20 protein-coding genes are annotated in these 20,727 nt (G+C 44.9%); 7 read left to right on the top strand and 13 right to left on the bottom strand.

Annotation, left to right across the window (positions count from 1 at the left end):
* Window positions 1-77 precede the first annotated feature (77 nt).
* From ABL924_RS07145 to ABL924_RS07125, 5 genes are all read right to left on the bottom strand, one after another.
* Window positions 78-2,360, bottom strand: a complete 2,283-nt coding sequence (locus ABL924_RS07145) for a primosomal protein N' (RefSeq protein ID WP_349026386.1) — start codon at window positions 2,358-2,360, stop codon at window positions 78-80.
* A gap of 242 nt (window positions 2,361-2,602) precedes the next feature.
* Window positions 2,603-3,523, bottom strand: a complete 921-nt coding sequence (locus tag ABL924_RS07140) for a methyltransferase (protein WP_349026385.1) — start codon at window positions 3,521-3,523, stop codon at window positions 2,603-2,605.
* A 64-nt stretch (window positions 3,524-3,587) separates the two neighbouring features.
* Window positions 3,588-4,088, bottom strand: a complete 501-nt coding sequence (locus tag ABL924_RS07135; protein ID WP_349026411.1) for a disulfide bond formation protein B — start codon at window positions 4,086-4,088, stop codon at window positions 3,588-3,590.
* Window positions 4,089-4,284: 196 nt separating this feature from the next.
* Window positions 4,285-4,995, bottom strand: a complete 711-nt coding sequence (locus ABL924_RS07130) for an SDR family oxidoreductase (protein WP_349026384.1) — start codon at window positions 4,993-4,995, stop codon at window positions 4,285-4,287.
* Window positions 4,983-5,975: a spore photoproduct lyase family protein gene (locus tag ABL924_RS07125; RefSeq protein WP_349026383.1), complete on the bottom strand. Its 993-nt coding sequence runs from the start codon at window positions 5,973-5,975 to the stop codon at window positions 4,983-4,985. Before ABL924_RS07125 ends, ABL924_RS07130 begins: the two co-directional genes overlap by 13 nt.
* Window positions 5,976-6,095: 120 nt before the next feature.
* Between ABL924_RS07125 and proC the strand changes: the two genes are divergently transcribed.
* From proC to ABL924_RS07110, 3 genes are all read left to right on the top strand, one after another.
* A complete protein-coding gene (proC, locus tag ABL924_RS07120; RefSeq protein ID WP_349026382.1) occupies window positions 6,096-6,923 on the top strand; it encodes a pyrroline-5-carboxylate reductase in 828 nt (275 codons plus the stop codon).
* Window positions 6,920-7,495 (top strand): YggT family protein, encoded by a 576-nt coding sequence (locus ABL924_RS07115; protein ID WP_349026381.1) that lies wholly within the window; start codon window positions 6,920-6,922, stop codon window positions 7,493-7,495. The genes proC and ABL924_RS07115 overlap by 4 nt, the downstream gene beginning before the upstream one ends.
* Before the next feature lie 162 nt (window positions 7,496-7,657).
* Window positions 7,658-8,659 (top strand): DUF4124 domain-containing protein, encoded by a 1,002-nt coding sequence (locus ABL924_RS07110; protein WP_349026380.1) that lies wholly within the window; start codon window positions 7,658-7,660, stop codon window positions 8,657-8,659.
* Between the two features lie 81 nt (window positions 8,660-8,740).
* Here the strand turns inward: ABL924_RS07110 and argB are convergent, their stop codons facing one another.
* The 5 genes from argB to coaBC all read right to left on the bottom strand — a co-directional run bounded on the left by argB (window position 8,741) and on the right by coaBC (window position 15,287).
* The gene (argB, locus tag ABL924_RS07105) at window positions 8,741-9,634 is read right to left on the bottom strand and encodes an acetylglutamate kinase (RefSeq protein ID WP_349026379.1); all 894 of its coding nucleotides are present in this window, start codon (window positions 9,632-9,634) and stop codon (window positions 8,741-8,743) included.
* Between the two features lie 408 nt (window positions 9,635-10,042).
* Window positions 10,043-12,538 (bottom strand): phosphomannomutase/phosphoglucomutase, encoded by a 2,496-nt coding sequence (locus tag ABL924_RS07100; RefSeq protein WP_349026378.1) that lies wholly within the window; start codon window positions 12,536-12,538, stop codon window positions 10,043-10,045.
* A 141-nt stretch (window positions 12,539-12,679) separates the two neighbouring features.
* A complete protein-coding gene (locus tag ABL924_RS07095; protein WP_349026377.1) occupies window positions 12,680-13,540 on the bottom strand; it encodes a hypothetical protein in 861 nt (286 codons plus the stop codon).
* Between the two features lie 114 nt (window positions 13,541-13,654).
* Complete coding sequence (gene dut / locus ABL924_RS07090) at window positions 13,655-14,110, bottom strand: dUTP diphosphatase (protein ID WP_349026376.1); 456 nt, start codon at window positions 14,108-14,110, stop codon at window positions 13,655-13,657.
* The gene (coaBC, locus tag ABL924_RS07085; protein ID WP_349026410.1) at window positions 14,091-15,287 is read right to left on the bottom strand and encodes a bifunctional phosphopantothenoylcysteine decarboxylase/phosphopantothenate--cysteine ligase CoaBC; all 1,197 of its coding nucleotides are present in this window, start codon (window positions 15,285-15,287) and stop codon (window positions 14,091-14,093) included. Before coaBC ends, dut begins: the two co-directional genes overlap by 20 nt.
* Window positions 15,288-15,375: 88 nt before the next feature.
* On the opposite strand from coaBC, the gene radC reads away from it, so the two are divergent.
* Complete coding sequence (gene radC / locus ABL924_RS07080) at window positions 15,376-16,050, top strand: DNA repair protein RadC (RefSeq protein ID WP_349026375.1); 675 nt, start codon at window positions 15,376-15,378, stop codon at window positions 16,048-16,050.
* A gap of 1 nt (window position 16,051) precedes the next feature.
* Here radC and ABL924_RS07075 read toward each other — a convergent pair whose 3' ends face one another.
* Entirely contained in the window at window positions 16,052-16,945 is an 894-nt protein-coding gene (locus tag ABL924_RS07075; RefSeq protein WP_349026374.1) for a phosphoribosylaminoimidazolesuccinocarboxamide synthase, read from the bottom strand.
* Window positions 16,946-17,057: 112 nt separating this feature from the next.
* On the opposite strand from ABL924_RS07075, the gene djlA reads away from it, so the two are divergent.
* Window positions 17,058-17,903, top strand: a complete 846-nt coding sequence (djlA, locus tag ABL924_RS07070; protein ID WP_349026373.1) for a co-chaperone DjlA — start codon at window positions 17,058-17,060, stop codon at window positions 17,901-17,903.
* 31 nt (window positions 17,904-17,934) lie between these two features.
* Here djlA and crp read toward each other — a convergent pair whose 3' ends face one another.
* Window positions 17,935-18,591, bottom strand: a complete 657-nt coding sequence (gene crp, locus ABL924_RS07065; protein ID WP_349026372.1) for a cAMP-activated global transcriptional regulator CRP — start codon at window positions 18,589-18,591, stop codon at window positions 17,935-17,937.
* Between the two features lie 135 nt (window positions 18,592-18,726).
* On the opposite strand from crp, the gene ABL924_RS07060 reads away from it, so the two are divergent.
* Complete coding sequence (locus tag ABL924_RS07060) at window positions 18,727-19,143, top strand: OsmC family protein (RefSeq protein WP_349026371.1); 417 nt, start codon at window positions 18,727-18,729, stop codon at window positions 19,141-19,143.
* 4 nt (window positions 19,144-19,147) lie between these two features.
* Complete coding sequence (speD, locus tag ABL924_RS07055) at window positions 19,148-19,963, top strand: adenosylmethionine decarboxylase (protein WP_349026370.1); 816 nt, start codon at window positions 19,148-19,150, stop codon at window positions 19,961-19,963.
* A gap of 44 nt (window positions 19,964-20,007) precedes the next feature.
* Here the strand turns inward: speD and ABL924_RS07050 are convergent, their stop codons facing one another.
* Entirely contained in the window at window positions 20,008-20,463 is a 456-nt protein-coding gene (locus tag ABL924_RS07050; RefSeq protein ID WP_349026369.1) for a hypothetical protein, read from the bottom strand.
* Window positions 20,464-20,727 lie beyond the last annotated feature (264 nt).

The raw sequence follows: 20,727 nt of genomic DNA, 5'->3' as shown, positions 1-20,727 counted from the left end.
ACCGCTGGGTGAGCCTATTACCCTTTTTATAGGGTTTCGCGCATGATTCAAAGACAGCGGTAATCCTCAATAACCCATCAAAACAAATCCACCGGGTCTACATCTAATGACCAGCGGATTTTTTTTGCGTGTTTAATGTTGTCGATATTAGTGATAAGTTCGGCTAACAATTTTTGTAGGTCAGTACGTTTGTTGCTTTGAAATAACAGTTGATAGCGGTACAGTCCGGCGCGTTTTTCCATCGGGGCAGGAACTGGGCCTAGAATTTGGATGCCGTGTGCTGCTTTATACGTTTTTGTTAATGCTGCTGCGGCTTGCAGAAAAGCGAGTGGCAGGTTGGGATTGCCTGCTTGCGCCCTTATTAGGGCGTGGTAGCTAAAAGGTGGTAGTAAGGCTTGTTTGCGTTCTGCCAGGGCAATATGGGTAAAACTGCGATAGCCTTCGCGAATCAGGGTATTGAGCAAGGCGTGGTCTGGATGACGGGTTTGTAAGATGACTTTGCCGGGTTTTTCGGCGCGTCCGGCTCGGCCTGAAACTTGTACAATCAGTTGGGCGAGCCGCTCGGTCGCATGATAGTCGATGCTAAACAGGCCACTATCGACATCGACAATCGCCACCAGGGTGACGTTCGGGAAATGGTGGCCTTTGGCGAGCATTTGGGTGCCGAGGATAATGTCCGCTTTGCCTTCGTTAATTTGGGCAAGATAGCGTTCCAGGGAACCTTTGCGTTGGGTGGTGTCGCGGTCTAGCCGGACTAAGGTTTTATCGGGGAATAACTCACGTAACGCTTCTTCAATCCTTTCCGTACCCAGACCTAATGGCATCAGCTCACCTGTCTTACAGGCAGGACAATTGGGCAGTAATCGCTGTTCTCTTCCGCAGTGGTGGCAGCGCAGCAAGTTCTCATAGTTGTGGATAACCATATTGGCGTCGCAATGGCGACAACGCGCCACCCAGCCGCAACCATGACAAATTAGGGTGGGAGCAAAGCCCCGGCGATTTAGGAAGATTAAAACTTGTTCACCATTTGACAATACCTTGCGAAGTTCGTTGATTAACCCTTCGTAAAGCCCATGATGTAGTTTTTTATTTCTGATGTCCAACAAGTACAACGTTGGTTCCACCGCATTGCCCGCGCGTTGTGACAAGATTAGGTGTTGATAGCGTTGTTGATTGGCATTGTGCAGGCTTTCCAGCGACGGCGTGGCAGAACCCAGCAGTACTGGGATGTTCAGTAATTTACCGCGCATAATGGCAACATCACGGGCAGAAAATCGGAAGCCTTCTTGTTGTTTGAAGGAGGCATCATGCTCCTCGTCAAGAATAATCAAGCCGGGTTTTTTCAGCGGTGTAAATAAGGCGGAACGTGTACCTAGCAAGATTGCGCTTTCGCCTTGTTGCATATTGAGCCATGCCGTGTGCCGTTGTTTATCGGTCAGATTTGAGTGCGATAAGGTCATCACCACCGAAAAACGTTGCCGGAAGCGTTCTTCCAGTTGCGGTGTCAGGTTGATTTCCGGCACCAGCACCAAAACCTGTTGCCCGCGTTCCAGCACGGAACGGATGATTTGTATGTAGACTTCAGTTTTGCCGCTGCCGGTGATACCTTCCAGTAAAAAAACTGCAAATTTTCCTAAGCTAACGAGGACGGCATTAATGGCTTCTTGCTGTTCTGTGTTTAATTGCAGATTACTTACATCGTCGTGTATGGCTTTGATAGTCCGTGGTTTTGTAATCAGCGTATTTCCATCCGTGTTTTTTTGTGGCATGGCGTTGGAAGCTGTTTGTGTAAGCAATGCTTTTGCCAATAAGGCTTTTACAGCGGGCTGACAGTTTTTGTCCCAATGGGTCAGTTCAGTTTTAGTCAGCCAATTGGGATGGAGATGTTGAAAGTGTACTAATACTTTTTGCTGATTGGGAGAGCGTTTTAACTGTTCGGCAAGTGTCTTTATTCCTGTCTCAGACAATGTATACGCGGGTTCTGGCAACTGTAAGCTGGCTTCCTTACCTTTGCGTAATGTGGCGGGGAATGCGGTGCTAAACACTTCACCTAAAGGATGGTGGTAATAACGGCTTGCCCAGTGCAATAAGCGGATGTCTTTTGTGGACAGCAAAGGCTTGTCGTCCAGGATGCGCTCAATTGGTTTTAATTTTTCAGGTGCAATTTCGCTATCGTTGCTAGTCTCTATGAGATAAGCAATTTTTTTGCTTGTGCCAAAAGGGACTTCAAGGCGAATTCCAGGTGCAAGAATGGTTACGTCAATGTTAGATGGTGCAAGGTAATCAAACAATCGATAGAGGGGAACGGCTATTGCCACTCTTAGTATTAGACGGGGTGTTGCATCCGGCAACTTAGGCATACTGTTTGAATAGAAAGTTACGTTATTTAGCTAAGTTATTCTAAGCGTTAAGGTAATTTAAGTTACCCACAAAAACTGTGGATAACTTTGTTGATAAACTCTTTTGATAGCCCCTTAGTAACGGTTTTTATTACAGTTTTGTTACATTGCACAGTTATTGTTCGCAATATATTGCTATTAACTATCAATAGCTTACAAAAAATAAATGCACTTTAACGGTGCGGGTTTATTTTTTTATTAATTTACTTGCTATTGTGGATTACAGCAGGTATGTCGGGCAAATCGGCACGATCTATGCTTCCTAATAATTGGCTGGGCAGAAAGCTGGCCAAGGATTTCGGCTGGGGTTTGATGAATTTTATGGTCATCCGATCACTCTCGCCAATTGCCAGATATTTCGCCTTATCCTTATCTTTGAGCCTTAGCGTAGGCGGTAATGTCCAGACCCCTTCGGGGTAGTTTTTTGTGTCTTTGGGGTTAGCATTGATCTCAGATTTGGCTAAAAATTCAAAACCGGCATTTCTGGCTAGGGCGATGACGTAATCTTCGCTCACATACCCCGACAATGCTTTTGGGTCTTGCTGCTTTATTGATGCCCCCCTGTGTTCAACAACGCCAAGGATGCCACCCGGTTTTAAGGTTTTAAACATGGCACTGAAAACGCTGGTTGCTTGGTCGTTTTTCATCCAATTATGGACATTGCGAAAGGTGACCACCCGATCAGCGGAGCCATCAGGGGCAATTTGAACTTCTTTGGGCGGCTGTAATACGGTGATTTCAACTTTATCGTACAACTTGGGTTGTTTATGGATTTTGTCGAGAAAGTCACTAAGGCTTTTTTTAAAGTAAGGCTCTGGATTATCATTTGAAAAATGAGCGGCATACAGCTTACCTTTGTCCCTGAGATATGGAGCCAGAATTTCGGTATACCAGCCTTCGCCAGGGGATATTTCCACAACTGTCATGTCTTCTTTCACATCAAAGAATGCCAACGTTTGTTCTGGATGCCGATATTGGTCTCTGTGTTTGTGTTCTGCCGATCGGTGTTTGCCGTTGATGGCCTTTTGTAATGCGTTTAGTTCCGTTTTTTCGGCTGCCGCTGTTAGGAGAGGTGCGGTTAGAAAAGGAATCGTTACTGTTAACGCCAATAGAGTTTTGTTCATATTATATGTTCTCGTTTAAGGCCAGATAGTAAGAATAATGAAAAGGGTCGTTATTTTTTATCAACTATTGTTTCTCTTGATAATTCCAGTATTGCAAAATGCTTACTGTTGCCAAGCCTAAAAAAGCAAAGAGAGTCCAAGTGGGCATGCTTAGATCCATGAAAGTCCAGTTTACTTTCGCGCAATCGCCCGTGCCACTTAACAATAGTTTGAGGGTTTCTGTGAAGGGGAAATTATTTAACACATAATCTAGCCCAGGCCCACATTCAGGTACTTGGTCGGGCGGTAGGTGTTGTATCCATATATGGCGTGTGGAAATAGCCCCGCCACAGAGCGCGATAATCGCACCGAGAATGGCATAACGCCGCGTGCCGGTTTGACCAGGATTATGTAAGGCCGCGCATAAAAAACACATGCCCGTCAAAAAGATGGCAATGCGTTGTGAGATACACAGGGGACAGGGTTCAAGCTTCATAACGAGTTGGAAATAATAGCCCGCAGCCAGCAATCCTACACAACCCCAAAACCCCAAAAAAAACCAGGATTGTGAATTTAATCTTATCAAACTTAGCATATTTAACATTCTCTAAAAAAGGTATCTTTGTGGAACAAGTGCCTAACACGAAGAGGCCATTTTGGATTTGTTCGACAGATTGTATAACGTCCCCAAATACTTTGTCTCTTTATGTTACTTCGGGAAATAGGAATTTTAAAAGCCCTGATTTTAATCGACGAGATAGACAAGAATTATAGGATTGAGTTTATTTTTTCTTTATAACTTTAGTGGCGGGATTTAGGTTTATTTCGTCAATGACCATGTGCGGTCGCGAATTGATGACATAAGATACCGCATCTGCAACATCCTCGGGCATTAGGTAATTGCTTTCATCATCACCTGGGGCAAACGATAATGGGTCGAAGAATGGGGTAAGCACCATGCCCGGATTAATTAGGCAGACCCGTACCTGATCTTTGCTGCACTCCTCACGCAAAGCTTGGGTAAATCCACGTAAGGCAAATTTGCTGGCGCAATAGATTGTGCCTTTGCGGCTGCCTTTTAGCGCGGCTTCTGAACCGATATAGATCAAATCGCTGTTGGTTTTTCTTTTTAAGAAAGGCAGTAAGGCTCGCGTTAAAAATACTGGGCTGGTGAAATTGATGGTCATTAATGCTTGAATTTGGGCGTAAGAGAATTCTTCCAGCGAACCGAACTGGCCGATTCCAGCCGAAAAAACAACCACATCCAAATCTGGGTATTCCCGCTCCAGTTCGCGTAGCTTCTGGGGTAGTTCCTGTAACTGACTAAGATCGAATTGCACAGGATGGAAATTATCTCGCGACACTTTGAATTTGGCACAATCACGGGAAATACCGATGACATCATGCCCTTGCTGAAGCAAATTTCTGGCGATGGAGCGACCTATGCCGGAGCTGGCTCCCGTTATCAGGACGGTACGTTTTAGGCCGTACATGGAAAAAATTTGCTGGCTGGGATATAGTTCAACACAGATTCCGTGCATGTTTGAATCATTTCCTGCTCCAAGTCTTTTTGGTAAGAAACCATGCCGTCCTGCTGCTGCAATGGGCTGGCAAACAAAAGTTCGTCTGGGTAGAGCTTATGTATTTTTTTGTAATAACTTTCTGGTAAGCGGAATGCGCCCAGGCTGACTGAGTGCAATTGCTTAAGGTCAATTAGGGCAAATACCTGCTCGAATAATTTTTGATACTGCTGCTGGTAACCCGTTTGGTAAATTATCGGATCAAAACGTAAGCCTATGAGCCAACCTTGTTGCTGTAATTTTTCTATCGCCGCGAGACGACGACCCAAAGTCGGGGCTTTGTCTTCAACTTTGATGGCAATTTCAGCAGGCGACAAACTAAAAGCGACAACGCAGCGGGGTAACGGTTCTCGATTGCTTAGGTTTCTGATCTGAGTACTTTTCGTCCTTAATTCCAGCCAAGCGTTGGGAAGTGCGGCAAAAAAAGGTAAGAATTGCTCGGCAAATCCGGTAACGGGTTCTAAAGCTAAGCTATCGCAGTCATAGCCGGAGAAAAAATGGATATCCTCGGTGGGATGATCGTTACAAATCTGCCTGATTTCATCCTGAAAGTCCTCATAATTGACAAACAGTACATAATTCGCTGATTGATACATGCCTTGCAAAAAGCAGTAACGGCAGTCGTATAGGCAATTGAGCATGTGGGAAAAATAATAATTCCGGTCTGCACCTATTCCGTAATCTTTAGGAGTTTCCAGGGCAAAGTTTTTATATTTTTCTGCCAATATGAGCGCCGGTTTTTGTTTTTGCAGACGAAAATTTTGCGCTTTTGGGTTGAAAACTTCACCGTAGCGTCCACAGATAATGTTTCTGGCGGTCGGGAAACGCGCCAAAATCTCTTGGACACGCGGGTGTTTTTGGATATTTTCTTCTATATAAATTGTTTCAATCATAGGCAAATCGGGCTTTTTAGCTTACTTTAGCATATTGCATCATTGAAGAATGCACTTGTGATTTTCAGCTCCGACCCTATATTGGGTAGAATACGTGTACTTTCCCAGCAATAGAAAAAAATGAAAACAACGAAAATCGGTTTTATCGGCGGCGGCAATATGGCTGCAAGCTTAGTCAATGGTTTGGTTGCTAGTGGTCATGACCCGAAGCAACTTTGGGTGTCGGACATCAATCCAGAAACGCTGGATATGTTATCGGCAAATCTAAATATAAATGTCACGCAAAGCAACCAGGAAGTCATTAATACCGTCGATGTGGTGGTGTTGGCGGTAAAGCCGCAAATATTGGCACAAGTCGCAAAGGAAATTGCCCCTTACATTCAACAGCGGCAATTGGTGGTGTCAATAGCCGCAGGTATCAACCAAGCCAGTCTAGGCAAGTGGCTGGGTGCTGATGTTGCTACTGTGCGTTGTATGCCCAACACGCCGGCTTTGGTTTTGACCGGTGCAACTGCACTGCATGCAAATGATAAGGTCAGTTCAGAGCAACGCGATTTGGCGGAAACCATCTTACGTGCCGTCGGCATAGCGCTTTGGGTTGATGATGAGAGCGAGTTGGATGCAGTGACAGCAGTTTCCGGTAGTGGCCCCGCTTATTACTTTCTACTGATGGAAGCCATGGAAAAGGTCGCCGTTGAATTGGGGTTGAGCGAGGCGACAGCCCGCCTGTTGATTCAGCAAACCGCGCTGGGAGCAGCTAAAATAGCGTTGGAATCGTCGGAGTCACCAGGCGAGTTGCGTAGACGCGTCACATCGCCGGGCGGAACGACCCAACAGGCGATAGAGACCTTTGAGGCTGGCGGGTTTAGCCGGTTGGTGTCCTTGGCCTTACATGCGGCACGGGACCGCTCAATCGAAATGTCCAAACAAATGGAAGTTAACCAATGAATGCAAACTATATGACCGATCCGGCCATTTTTATCATCGACTCGCTGTTTTCGCTGTATATTTTGGCGGTTATGCTGCGTTTTTTGTTGCAATGGAGCCGAGCTGAATTCTATAACCCGATCTCCCAGTTCCTGGTAAAGATCACCCATCCGGTGTTAAAAATCTTACGCCGTTATATCCCACCAGTTGGCAAAATAGATACCTCTTCGATAGTCTTGGCTCTCAGTTTGCAAATGTTGGCGGATTTTTCTATATTGATGTTAAAAGGGTTTAGCATTGGCATTGGTGCATTAGCCCTGTTATCGTTTGGCAATTTGGTTTCCTTGTTGATTAACGTATTTATTTACGCCATATTTGCCAGAGCCATATTGAGCTGGTTAAATCCAGGCAGTTTTAATGCCGCATCATCCGTTCTACATAGCCTAACAGAACCTTTGCTGGGTACGTGCCGTAAGTTTATTCCCGACTTGGGTGGTATAGATCTGTCACCTTTAGTCGCTTTAATGCTGTTGCAACTTGCCAAAATGGTGGTTTTGCCGCCAATACATCAATTGGCAAGCCTAATTGGTTGATTTTTCAATCTAATAAATATTTGGTTCAGATAGGTAGTCGAGATCCTCACTGAGGAATATCGAATGTGGTGAACATTACCTGAGCTTAGGAGTTAATTTAATTTAAAATTTTCTATGCCTAGCCTATAATTGACTGACGTAATAAGACTTGAATCTTTAGTTATGACCACATGCATCAGATTGACAACTATTATCGCTTGTTTTGTCGGGCTACTTTCCAGCCAAGTTGTGCATGCAAACAAAATGTATAAATGGCTGGATGAAAAGGGGAATACCTACTTTTCCGATCAGGTTCCGCCAAAACATTCACAATATCGCAGGGAATCGTTAGGTAAGCATGGACGAGTGGTGGGTGTTACCGAGAGGGCAAAAACCAAGTCCGAAGAAGCATTGGATCGTTTGCTAATGGCTCTGAAAGAGGCGCAGGAAAAGGTTATTACCCAGCAGCTTTACCATGATAAAGCGTTACGCATCACGTACAATAAGTTGGAAGACTTGCAGAATACCTTCGATGCCAAATTGCAGGAGTTGGAAACGGAACAAAAATTGACCATCAGCAATTTGAAACGACTGGATAATCAACTGGAAACACTGCAACGCCAAGCTGCAACAAACGAAAGGAATGGCGAAAAAGTTCCTCCAAAGCTAGTTGAAGAGATCAAAGCCACGGAAAAAGAGAGTCAGCAAACTTACGTTAAAATCAGTCAGCATATCGAAAAAAAGAATGGTGTGATTGAACAATTCAATGCCGATATTGCCCGGTATAAACAATTAACTAAGTCGAGTGAAGAGAAAAGGCAGGCTAAGCAAAAAGAAGAGATCAAGGCGGCTAATGAATTGGGCGTTTACATGTGTGAGAGTGAAAGAGAGTGTGATAAGGCCTGGAAAATTGCCGGAGATTTTATTACCAAACATTCCACTTCATCTAACAGTACAGAGCCTGAAATTGATTCATCAAAGATAATCATGGGTCGTACGCCAGATAAGGATAACGATCTGAGCCTGGCTATTTCTAAGGTAGATTTAGGCGACAATAAGCAGAAACTTTTTTTGGATATTCGTTGCCGAGATTCGTCTATTGGTATTGAATTATGTGCCAGTAAGAAAGTTCAGGATATAAGGATCGCTTTTAGAAACTACCTGGAGACCAGTTTAGCTGACTAATTGGATGTTGAAAAAAGATAGTGCATATCTGGATTGATTTTAGCGGGGTGTTTCAACGCCCCACTAAAACGGTATTATGAGTTAACGACTGAGTAATAGCGTACCTACGCCTTGGTCGGTAAAAAGCTCCAGTAGCACGGCGTGTTCAACCGTGCCATCAATAATATGCACACGGCTGACACCACTTTTAATGGCATCGGTGGCGCACCGCGTTTTAGGGATCATCCCTCCCGATATGGTGCCGTCAGCGATTAAGTTGTCTACATCTTTAAGCGTTAACCCGGTTAATAAGTTGCCTTGTTTATCGAGGATGCCTGGGGTGTTAGTCAATAGGATCAATTTCTCTGCTTTCAAAATTTCGGCAACTTTCCCCGCGACTAGATCGGCATTGATATTGTAAGACTGTCCATCTTCACCCACCCCAATAGGCGCAATGACAGGTATAAAGTCGCTACTACCAAGCATATTAACCACGGCGGGGTCGATACTACTGACTTCGCCCACAAATCCCAAATCGATGGTTTCTGGCTGCTGAGTATCCAGCTTATCTCGTGAGTCAAGATGAAGTTTTTTTGCCCGAATAAAATCCCCGTCTTTTCCAGTCAACCCCACCGCTTTACCACCGTTCCGGTTGATAAGGTTGACGATGTCTTTATTGACCAAGCCACCTAACACCATTTCAACCACATCCATGGTTTCACTGTCGGTCACTCTCATGCCATCGACAAAATTTGAAGTCTTTCCGAGTTTTGTTAGCAGTTGGCCGATTTGCGGGCCACCACCATGAATCACAATTGGATTTAAACCGACTAGCTTCATCAAGACAATGTCTCTGGCGAAGCTGTTTTTAAGCGCATCATCAACCATGGCGTTGCCACCAAATTTAACGACTACTGTTTTGCCTTTAAAACGCTGGATGTAAGGTAACGCCTCTATGAGTACGTCAGCGATCAGGTGAGCGGTTCTCTGTTCCATTTTTTCTCGTGGTAATCTTAAAAAAGTCAGTTGAAATACATCTAGTGAGGTTTAATGTGAGGAGTATCAATGAATTGTGAATTGTAACGATTCACTACAAAAATAGTTTGTAGGGGCTGGTCTTGTGGTTAACTGGCATAGGTACCTACACAACTTTTCGACGTAATAAAAACAACGAGTTGAAAAAGCAACGGACTCCCTCTCCTGCTGGAGAGGGTTGGGGTGAGGAGAATAAAATCAACTGTTTATATTCCCCCTCATCCCGACCTTCTCCCCCCAAGGGAGAAGGGGTAAATACTTGTGTAGATACTTATGGCTTAACTCGGCAACCTTTTGTATCCAACACCGGTAACCAGGGATTGCCCTACATCATTAAATCTGACTGATTTTAGTTGTATTCGAAAATCCCTAAAAAGGTAACTTGATGTCCGGTTTTACTTCACGCATGAGGTCACGGAATTGTGCCTGAATATTTTCCAACGCTTCTTTGCTGTCCGCCTCAAAGCGTATCACCAGAGAAGGTGTGGTATTAGACGCGCGAACCAATCCCCAACCATCCGAAAAATCAATACGCATGCCGTCAATATCGGTGATTTTACCACCAGTGAAATTTGCAGAGGAAAATAAACTTTCTATGAACTTGAAATTTTCACCCTCAGCTAACTCGACGTTCAATTCAGGTGTATTAATGCTATCGGGGAAGTCGGCAAAAACTTCCGAGCTAGGCCTGGGGTCTTCAGATAGTATTTGGAGCAGTCGTGCAGCCGAATACAATGCGTCATCGAAACCAAACCAGCGGTCATTAAAGAAAATATGACCGCTCATTTCGCCAGCCAGCTTTGCGCCGGTTTCTTTCAGCTTGGCTTTCATAAATGAATGCCCTGTTTTCCACATTAACGGTCTGCCGCCATATTTGATAATCTGATCCGGTAAATGACGACTACATTTAACGTCATAAATAATTTCCGAACCGGGTTTTCCAGCCAAAACGTCTTTGGCAAACAGCATCATTTGTCGGTCTGGCCAGATTATTTTCCCTTTGGAATCAACCACGCCTAACCTGTCGCCATCACCGTCAAAGGCTAAGCCCAAGTCGGCATTATGATCTTTGACTGCGCTGATTAATTGAGCCAAATTCTCTGGCTTGCTTGGGTCGGGGTGATGATTGGGGAAGTTGCCATCGACTTCACAGAACAGCTCTATGACTTCACAGCCTAATGCTTTAAAAAGCATAGGCCCCAACTCACCTGCAACACCGTTGCCGCAATCCATTACGATTTTCATGGTATGGGTGATCTGAATATCTTCGCACACAGTGCCCATATATTCATTCACAAACATGCCATTTTGTTCTATTGAACCGGCTTTTCCGGTAATGAAAGTCTGAGTGTCAATACGCTGTTTGAGTTGCTGTATTCTCGAACCGGCCAAGGTTTCGCCCTTGATCATCATCTTCAAGCCATTGTAATCAGCTGGGTTATGGCTACCAGTAATCATCACGCCTGAGCGTCCATCGGTATGTTGAACGACAAAATACAAGACCGGTGTGGGTACCATCCCTATGTCTAATACATGACAGCCAGTTGACGCGATACCATTGGATAAAGCCTCTGCTAGTTCAGGGCTTGATATTCTCCCATCTCTGCCAACCACCACAGTTTTAGAACCCAGTTCTTTGGCTTCGGAACCCACAGCCCTGCCAATGTCGTAGACGATTTCTTTAGTTAGCGTTTTGCCAACGATGCCTCGAATATCATAAGCCCTAAAGATGGCCGCACTCTGGTCGATTACTTCTGGTATATCGGCTACCGGATTTTCAGAGGCGACTTTTTGATCTATAGCAGTATTTACCTCAGCAGTTTCTTCCATAACGGTGATATATTGATTTTGCTGTATTGTTGGTTCGGGATGGCTGAATTCATCAAAATAACCTTCCAGTTCAAAATCATCATTGGTAATTTTAGAAGCAAGCAGTGCCTGTTTTTCGACATCCACATTAAATCGCACCATAGATGCGATCACTGCATTCATCCCCGGCAAGGTAACCGGGTAACTTCCTTTGGGTTTGTCTGTCAGAACATCCTTGAAAGCTTGAAAAATCCAGTCCAGGTCTTGTGCCAGCAATACTGACAGTTGTCGATGACAGACAAAAAAAGCCGCCAAAGCAAGTAGTGCCGGTATGACAATAAATCCAAAAATCACCATAGATTGTCCGAGGTTCTGGCTATTAGGATCTCGATAGTAAATATCCCAACCAGTGCCAGCGACATTGATCTTATTAAGATCAGTTGTAGATTCGTCTTTTACTCCGGCATTAGCCAATACCAGTTTCTCTTGTCTGAGTTCAATATAACCGTCTTCAACACCTGCGTTCTTTAAGCTTTGGCTGATGAAGTCAAAACTTAGGCTTGCCAAAATAACGCCCACTGTTTGGTTATTCTGCATAATCTTGCGGGTTATGGCCAGATGCCTGTCCGAGCCAACGTCACCTTGGATAGCAGGGAGTGGATTATCCTGAAATGTTGCTTTAACCATATCCATGTCACCGTAGCTCATATGCGGCACGTTGATTTCATCGGGTTCGATAACCCCAACGGGCAATAGCCTGATTTTCCTTGCGGCAGGAAAATATTTTTCCGCTCGGGTTGCTATCGAATTTAGAGAAACCGGATCAGCACTATTAACGGCAGCAATGATGTCCGGGTCTTGAGCCATTTTATCTAATGCGTTGTCGAACAGTTTTATTTGGTCACTAAGTGTCTGAGCCACTCCTTTGGTCTTTGACTCCGCCGCATCTTCTCTTGCTTGCGCCACTACAATTTTGGATGACAGGTAAACACCTGTTCCCGCTAACAAAATCATAAAGACGGCAATTGCTGTCAACACTGAGAACAATCGTTGCATATTTTTACCCCTGTCAATCTATGGCTAGTGAGGACTTGTTTGATTAATAGCTTTTATAGCTCTCTCAAGTATGCCCACATGGATTTTTGTAATGATGCCTTTAAGCAGCGGCACACCACTTTTTGTTTCTGGTAGTAGCGTTCAAATTTCAAACAATTTGTCATTTACGACCCGTTTAAATTGTGCCAAAGTTGATATGATGTTTTTTATTTCGCTTACTTTAACCGGATATTCACCTAGTGTCTTTTCTGTCAAAATGTCCTTAAATGCCTTTGTAACCCAAGCCATATCTTCCGTCAATAAGTCTGAAATTTTTCGGTAGCCGATTACAAAGCCCAATGCAACCATTAATGCCGGCACTAAAACAATAGCGACCATCAATGAGAATTCCACGGCACTAGTGCTGCTGCTATTATCATAATAGAGTTGCCAGTCAGTGTTGGGTACATTGATCGGATCATTATCACTTTCCTCTTGATCAGGTTTTTTGCCCACAGACGCGAGCATGAGCTTTTCCTGTCTTAATTCGATATAGCCTTTTTCCAATGTGGTGTAGGCGAGTATTTTACTAATGAAATCATAGTTCAATCCAGCCAAAACAACGCCTATTGGAATGCCATTTTGCATGACCCGCCGAGCAATGGCCAGATGTCTGTCCGTGGCAACATCGCCTTGAATTGCAGTCACCTGATCTTTGGTAAAGGTTTTTTTTGCCATTTCCAGATCTGCATAGCCCATAGTCACTCCGGTTTTCTTACTAGGATCGTTAATTTCGGACAACAAAAATTTTATCGACAGGATACCTGGAAAATGGTTTTCTAACTTTGTTGCAGCGTTAGCTAATAGTTCTGGATTGTTTTGGGCGACTGCGTTTATTACATCTGGGTCTTGCGCCATTTTATCCAACAGGTTGTTGAGCAGGTTTACCTGTTCGGACAGCGTTAAAGATACGCCTTTGGCAACGGCAGCAACCGCATCCACTTTCGATTTCGCAATGAACATTTTGGACAGCAAAAAAGCACCGGATCCCGCTGTTATTACCATTAGAACACAAATTAAAGCTAATATAGAAACCAAACGTTGCATTATTAATACACCTAAATCCAAAAAAACGTTTTAAATTCGACCGGTATGACCGAAACCACCATCGCCACGAGAACTTTCATTAAATTCATCGACTTGCTGCAGTGCCACCTGTAGGACAGGAACAAAAACCATTTGTGCAATTCTTTCACCGACATTGATGATGAATGCGGTATTGCCGCGATTCCAGCAGGACACGAAAATCTGGCCTTGATAGTCGGAGTCGATCAAACCGACTAAGTTACCCAACACGATGCCGTGTTTATGTCCTAAGCCTGATCTTGGCAAGAGGACGGCGGCTAAGTGGTGGTCGCTAATATGGATTGCAAGGCCGGTAGGAATCAGTAAGGTTTCACCTGGTTTTAATTCTGTCGCTTCAGTCAAGCAAGCCCGTAAATCCAATCCGGCTGAACCGGTTGTTGCATATTGAGGGAGGGGAATCTCATTGCCGATGCGGCTGTCCAGGATTTTAAACTCTATTTTTTTCATTAAATTTTGTTGCGATTAAGTTGATTAACTGTTCTGCCAGTTGGTTTTTATCTGTCATTGCCAGGGATGTGTGACCTTTATCCCAGAATACTTCCAAGGCATTTTGTTCGCTATCGAAACCGCCTTGCTCTTGCCCAACCCAGTTGGCGGCGATCATATCCAGGTTTTTATTGAGCAACTTTTCTTGTGCATAAGCCTCAAGATCATTGGTTTCCGCCGCAAAACCCACTGTAAAGGGCGCATTAGACAATCGTGCTACCTCGGCTAATATATCTTTCGTTTGCTGCAAAACCAGATTGGTTTGCTCGGCTTGCTTCTTGATTTTATCTTTTTCCGTAATTACGGGGCTGTAATCGGCAACGGCGGCCGCACCGATGTAAATATCAGCGTCGCCAGCTTGTGCAATCACCGCATTATACATTTGCGCGGCAGTTTCTATCTGCACAAGCTTAAGACCAGTCGGTGCAACTAGATTTACCGAGCCACTTACCAAGGTTACATTCGCACCTGCCTTTGCTGCGGCACGGGCGAGTTCGTAGCCCATTTTACCTGAGCTACGATTGGTGATGTACCGCACGGGGTCAATGTATTCTCGTGTTGGCCCTGCACTGATTAAGACTTTAACGCCCTGTAGAATGCCCGTCTCCGGTTCAGCCAATAAGAGCTGACATATTTCAGCAGGTTCTGCCATGCGACCAAAACCGGTTTCACCACAAGCTTGGTCGCCCACATTCGGGCCGATAATTGTCACACCGTAACTTTCAAGTTGTCGGATGTTGTTTTGGGTAATCGACTTGTTCCACATCGCCTGGTTCATGGCAGGCGCTATATAAATAGGGCAGGTTGCCGCCAAAAATAAGGTTGATACCAAGTCATCAGCCAAGCCATGAGCGCACTTCGCAATCGTATTCGCGGTGGCGGGTGCGATTATCACAACATCTGCCCAACGCGCCAGATTGATATGCCCCATTGCGTTTTCCTCATCAATATCAAGCAATTCCGTGTGCACTGGATTGCCTGATAAGGCCTGGAAGGTCAGAGGGCTAATAAATTCTCGAGCAGAGCGGGTCATGATTACCCGCACTTCAGCGCCTTGTTTGCGTAATAATCTAACCAATTCAGCTGACTTATAAGCGGCAATACCACCGCAAATAGCCAATAAAACATGTTTGTTAATGGGAGTATCCTGATTTTTGCACTCAAAACGTAATGGCAAGTATAGCCAAATTCTTCTATGCTTAGGTTTTATTTAAGTAAGGTTTGTGATGGCTATCAAAGATTGGCCTGCGGATGATAGACCCAGGGAAAAGCTGTTAAGGCGCGGTCCCAGTGCTTTAACGGATGCCGAGTTATTAGCTATTTTTCTAAGAACAGGCACACCTGGAAAATCAGCGGTCGATTTGGCGCGTGAGTTACTCGATCATTTTGGTTCATTAAAAGCCCTGCTCAGTGCCGATCAACAACGGTTTTGCCAAGGCCATGGCTTGGGCGATGCCAAATATGCCCAATTGCAGGCCGTGATGGAAATGGCAAAGCGTCATTTTAAAGAGTCCCTGCAACGTGGCGATGCCTTAAGAAGCCCTGATATAACCCGCGCTTATCTCAGCGCCCAACTTCGTGGTTATAGCTATGAGGTGTTCGCCTGTTTATTCCTTGATAACCAGAACCGCGTCATTCAATTGACCGAATTGTTCCGGGGGACTATAGATGCTGCCAGCGTTTATCCTAGGGAAGTCGCAAAACTGGCACTACACCACAATGCCGCTGCTGTCATTTTTGCCCATAACCATCCTTCCGGCATAGCCGAACCCAGCCCCTCCGACAAATATATCACTGAAAAGCTCAAACAAGGCTTGGCCTTGTTTGATATTCGGGTGCTGGATCATTTTATTATCGGCGACGGCGAGCCATATTCGTTTGCCGAGCATGGCTTGATTTAACTTAGCTTCCGGTCAAAATTGATTCTGCTTCTCGGTATTTAGCGGCACAATGCGCCAATACTTCCTGGGGCAAATGCGGCCCTGGCGCGGTTTTGTCCCAATCCAATGTTTCCAGGTAATCACGAACGTACTGCTTATCGAAACTTGGCGGGCTAATGCCGACCTGATATTGATCAGCCGGCCAGAACCTTGATGAATCCGGAGTTAGTACCTCATCAATCACATATAACACGCCTTGTTCGTCCACGCCGAATTCAAATTTGGTGTCTGCGATTATTATGCCGCGTTCTTTGGCGTATTCAGCAGCTTCTTTGTACAGCCGCAAGCTGGTATCGCGTACTTTTTCAGCCAAATCCTGACCCAGTAATTCGACAGTTTTTTCAAATGCGACATTCTCATCATGCTGGTCGGCGGCGGCTTTGGTTGATGGCGTATAGATGGCTTCCGGCAATTGTTGCGCTTGTTGTAAGCCTTTTGGCAATGCGATGCCACAAACAGCACCGGAGTTAAGGTAATCTTTCCAGCCGGAGCCGATCAAATAACCGCGTACAATGGCCTCAACGGGTAAGGGTTTCAGTAATTTCACCACGGTAGCACGACCTTCAATTTGTGCGCGTTCGGCGGCATCAGGCACAATGTCGGATAAGGGAATCGTAGCCAAATGATTAGGTATGATATGGCTTAGCTTGTCAAACCAGAAGTTAGAAATACGGGTTAACATCAACCCTTTACCAGGAATTGGGTCTGGCAAGATAACGTCAAACGCGGACAGCCTGTCTGTTGCTACGATCAGCATGTGGTGGTCGTCAACATGGTAAATATCCCGTACTTTACCCCGCGCCCGCAGTGTTAATGATGGTAAGTTTGATTGAAACAGCGCTTCTGGAGCGTTCATGAAACCTCAATTAATTAGTAGTGTTGTGGACTTTAAGCAAGATAAAATGAATCCGATGGATACATTAGGCATGATTTTACCATTATTTACGGCGTAAGCAGGACAGGTGTTGATGAGTTGGTTAGGCAAATTTATAGGCGGTGCGTTTGGTTTTATGATGGGTGGGCCTATGGGTGCCATTTTAGGTGCATCTTTGGGGCATCAATTCGATATCGGTATGATACGCATGGAAAATATCGAATCGCTTAGGCCAGGTGACCAACACCGTGTACAAATGGCATTTTTTACCGCAACTTTTTCGGTAATGGGGCATATTGCTAAAGCAGATGGGCGGATTTCACCGGAAGAAATATCCCTGGCTAACCGTATCATGGATCAAATGTCCATTTCTGGTGAAATGCGAACCACGGCAATTAATCTTTTTGAACAAGGGAAAAATGCGAACTTTCCTTTGGATGACGTGTTAGCCCAGTTTTACCAGGAATGCCATCGCCGTACCGACCTTATCCGCATGTTTCTGGAAATTCAAATTCAGGAAGCTTTGGCGGACGGCTCGATGGATAGCAAAGAAGAAAAACTGTTGCTTCATATATGCGGTCAACTTCGGGTCTCCCATTTTGATTATGAGCGACTGAAAATGCGTGTGCTTGCCCAGCAGCGCTTTCAAAATCGTGATTATCAATACCAAGATCAGGGTCAATACCGACGGCAACGTCAGCACCAACAACCTTACCGCCGCGAACAATCCAGCTTGCAAGATGCTTACGAAGTGCTGGGCTTGACCTCATCAGCCAGTGATGAGGAAGTCAAAAAAGCCTATCGCCGCTTAATGAGCCAAAACCACCCCGACAAGCTGGTCGCAAAAGGTTTGCCAGAGGAAATGATGAAACTTGCCAAGGAAAAAACCCAAAAAATAACCAAAGCTTATGAAACCATACAACAAGCTAGGAAAAAATAATTGCCATGTTCGGGGTGCAGTAAGAAATTTCTCAACGTGTACCAAACACAACAATTGTTTTGCCGTGTGCGGAGATCAACTCTTTGTCTTCCAACTCCTTTAATACTCGGCCAGCCATTTCCCGTGAGCAGCCTACAATCCGACCGATTTCCTGGCGAGTAATGTGCAGTTGCATACCGTCAGGATGGGTAATAGCATCCGGTTCTTTGCTCAGATCCAACAGGGCTCGAGCAATGCGGCCTTCGACATCCATAAAGGCTAAATCGCTGAATTTACGACTGGTCTTCAAAAGACGATTTGCCAGTTGTTCTCCTATCATAAAAAGTATGTCGGGGGCATGTTCCAGTAACTCTTTCTTGAGTACCTGCCGGAAACGCTCGTAGCTCATTTCCGCCAATTGACAGTGAGTACGAGTTTTCACGGTGACTTTTCTGGTTTCGGAGCCCTTGAAAACACCAATAGTACCGATAAACTCGTGTTTATTGAGATAGGCTAATACCAGCTCCTGATCGTTTTCCTCGTCCTCCACGCCGATGCTAACGGAGCCATCGAATATGTAGTAAAGGCGGTCACCCAAATCCCCCGGCCTAAATACAATAGTTTTAGGGGGATAAGCCTTTTTGTGGCAAAAAGGCAATAATTTTTCCATCACTTTTTTGTAAGGATCTTCGTGCGGTGTAGCTGCCATAATGATTTCCATCCGGAATAAGTGGGATTATTAATATTCATAACCGTATACAGTCTAGCAAAAAAATCGACATTGATACTCTATCAACCGATAATTCTATGCTACCCTATGCCTCATTTTTATCTGGGCTAAGCAATGCAAGCGACCATAAAGTGGGTAGATGGCATGATGTTTGTCGGTGAGACAGGGAGTGGTCATGCTGTCGTCATAGATGGCCCACCCGATCACGGCGGGCGTAATGTGGGTATGCGACCTATGGAAATGATATTGTTGGGCGTGGGATCCTGTTCATCGTTTGATGTCATGCAGATTTTACAAAAAGGCAGGAATAACGTTACCGCTTGCGTTGTTGAAGTCACCGCCGAGCGGGTTGATGCAATACCCAGCGTGTTTAGTAAGATACACTTGCATTTTATTGTTAGTGGTCATGATTTAAAAACGTCGGCGGTCGAGCGAGCGGTTAAATTGTCTGCGGAAAAGTACTGTTCTGCCTCCATCATGTTGAGTAAGGCAGTGGAAATCACCCATGGTTTTGAAGTAATCGAGGTTTAATGCGTTGAATAAATTGCAGTTGCACGGCTTTAATAATCTAACTAAGTCGTTAAGTTTCAATATTTACGATATTTGTTATGCTCCCGCTGGTCAACAGCAGGCCTATATCGAATACATTGATGAAGCTTATAACGCCGACAGATTGACGCAGATTCTCAAGGATGTTGCCGATATTATTGGCGCACAGATCCTAAATATTGCCCTTCAGGACTATGACCCGCAGGGTGCTAGCGTTACCATGCTGATTTCGGAAGGCGATGTTGCGCCACCAGCCAATATGAACAGCCAGACTCCAGGGCCGTTGCCCGAAACCGTCCTGGCGCATCTGGATAAGAGCCATATCACTGTCCACACCTATCCTGAAAGCCATCCCGACAGCGGTATCAGCACCTTTCGCGCAGATATTGACGTGTCTACCTGTGGTCGGATTTCACCGTTAAAAGCACTGAATTACCTGATCCATCGTTTCGAATCCGATGTTGTCATCATGGATTACCGTGTACGCGGCTTTACCCGTGACATAACCGGAAAAAAACACTTTATCGACCATAATATTACCTCGATCCAAAACTATATTGCCAAAGATACGCAAGAAGACTACCAAATGATTGACGTGAATGTGTATCAGGAAAATATTTTTCACACCAAAATGATGCTCAAAGAAACCGAGCTTGAGAACTATCTGTTTGAAAAAGAAAGCAATTTGTCAGCAGAACAAAAAGCCGAGATAGAAAAAAAGTTGCACAGAGAAGTAACCGAAATTTTTTACGGCCATAACTATCGCCGCCAAAAAATCAAAGTGGCGGATTCAGCACCATAAAAACTTCAATATCGGCTATTTAACGGGGTGATGGGGTTTTAAAATCACTCCATCCGATCCGCTAACGCTTCTACGATCCGAGCGTATTCATCCTGCTTAGGCCTATACAGATACAAGCCCAAAACAGAAAGCCCCAGAAATATATACAGGGTATTAAAATCATCGCCCAGCATAAACATCACAAAACCCAGGACTCCAACGCCTTCAACCAGTGCCATCGAAACAATAACGGTCAGCAAGTAACGGCTTTTTGCTGATTTATTGCCCGGCATAGTTTGATTTAACCTAAGTTGGATATGGCGGATTAAGTTTGTCATAGGAAAAGCAATAATTACTATGCCATAAAATACCGTTCTGATAAATACTCGCCGTTCTTCTGGCAAGGGTTGTTGTAGTTCATGACCAAACTGGACACAGATGAAAAGATAAACCATCAGCGTCACCAGCATCATGCCGACGACAAACCAGTGCAGGGTAAGGTCATTTTTTTCGATTTTCAAGGGAAGCACGCTCGTGTAGATGTTACAGCGAAGAATTATATCTTCTTATGGATGAGCAAAGATAAAAACAAAAAATCAATGGCGCGACAATAGGCTTCTTTGAAGGAGTACACGGAAGCGTAACGTTAGTGGAGCGGTGTGTGACGACCCCCGCGTAGCCGTAGGTGCCGGGCGTGTTGACGGAGTTGGAGCGCGAGCGGAAGCGTAGTCAACATGCAAGGCCATCCGACACGGCGTCAAGTCATTTGGGCAGTCGTGATGCAC

Source organism: Methyloglobulus sp., from assembly GCF_040079455.1.
Taxonomy (GTDB): domain Bacteria; phylum Pseudomonadota; class Gammaproteobacteria; order Methylococcales; family Methylomonadaceae; genus Methyloglobulus.
Note: the sequence above shows the minus strand (reverse complement) of the source record. Positions and strands in the feature narration are given on the sequence as shown.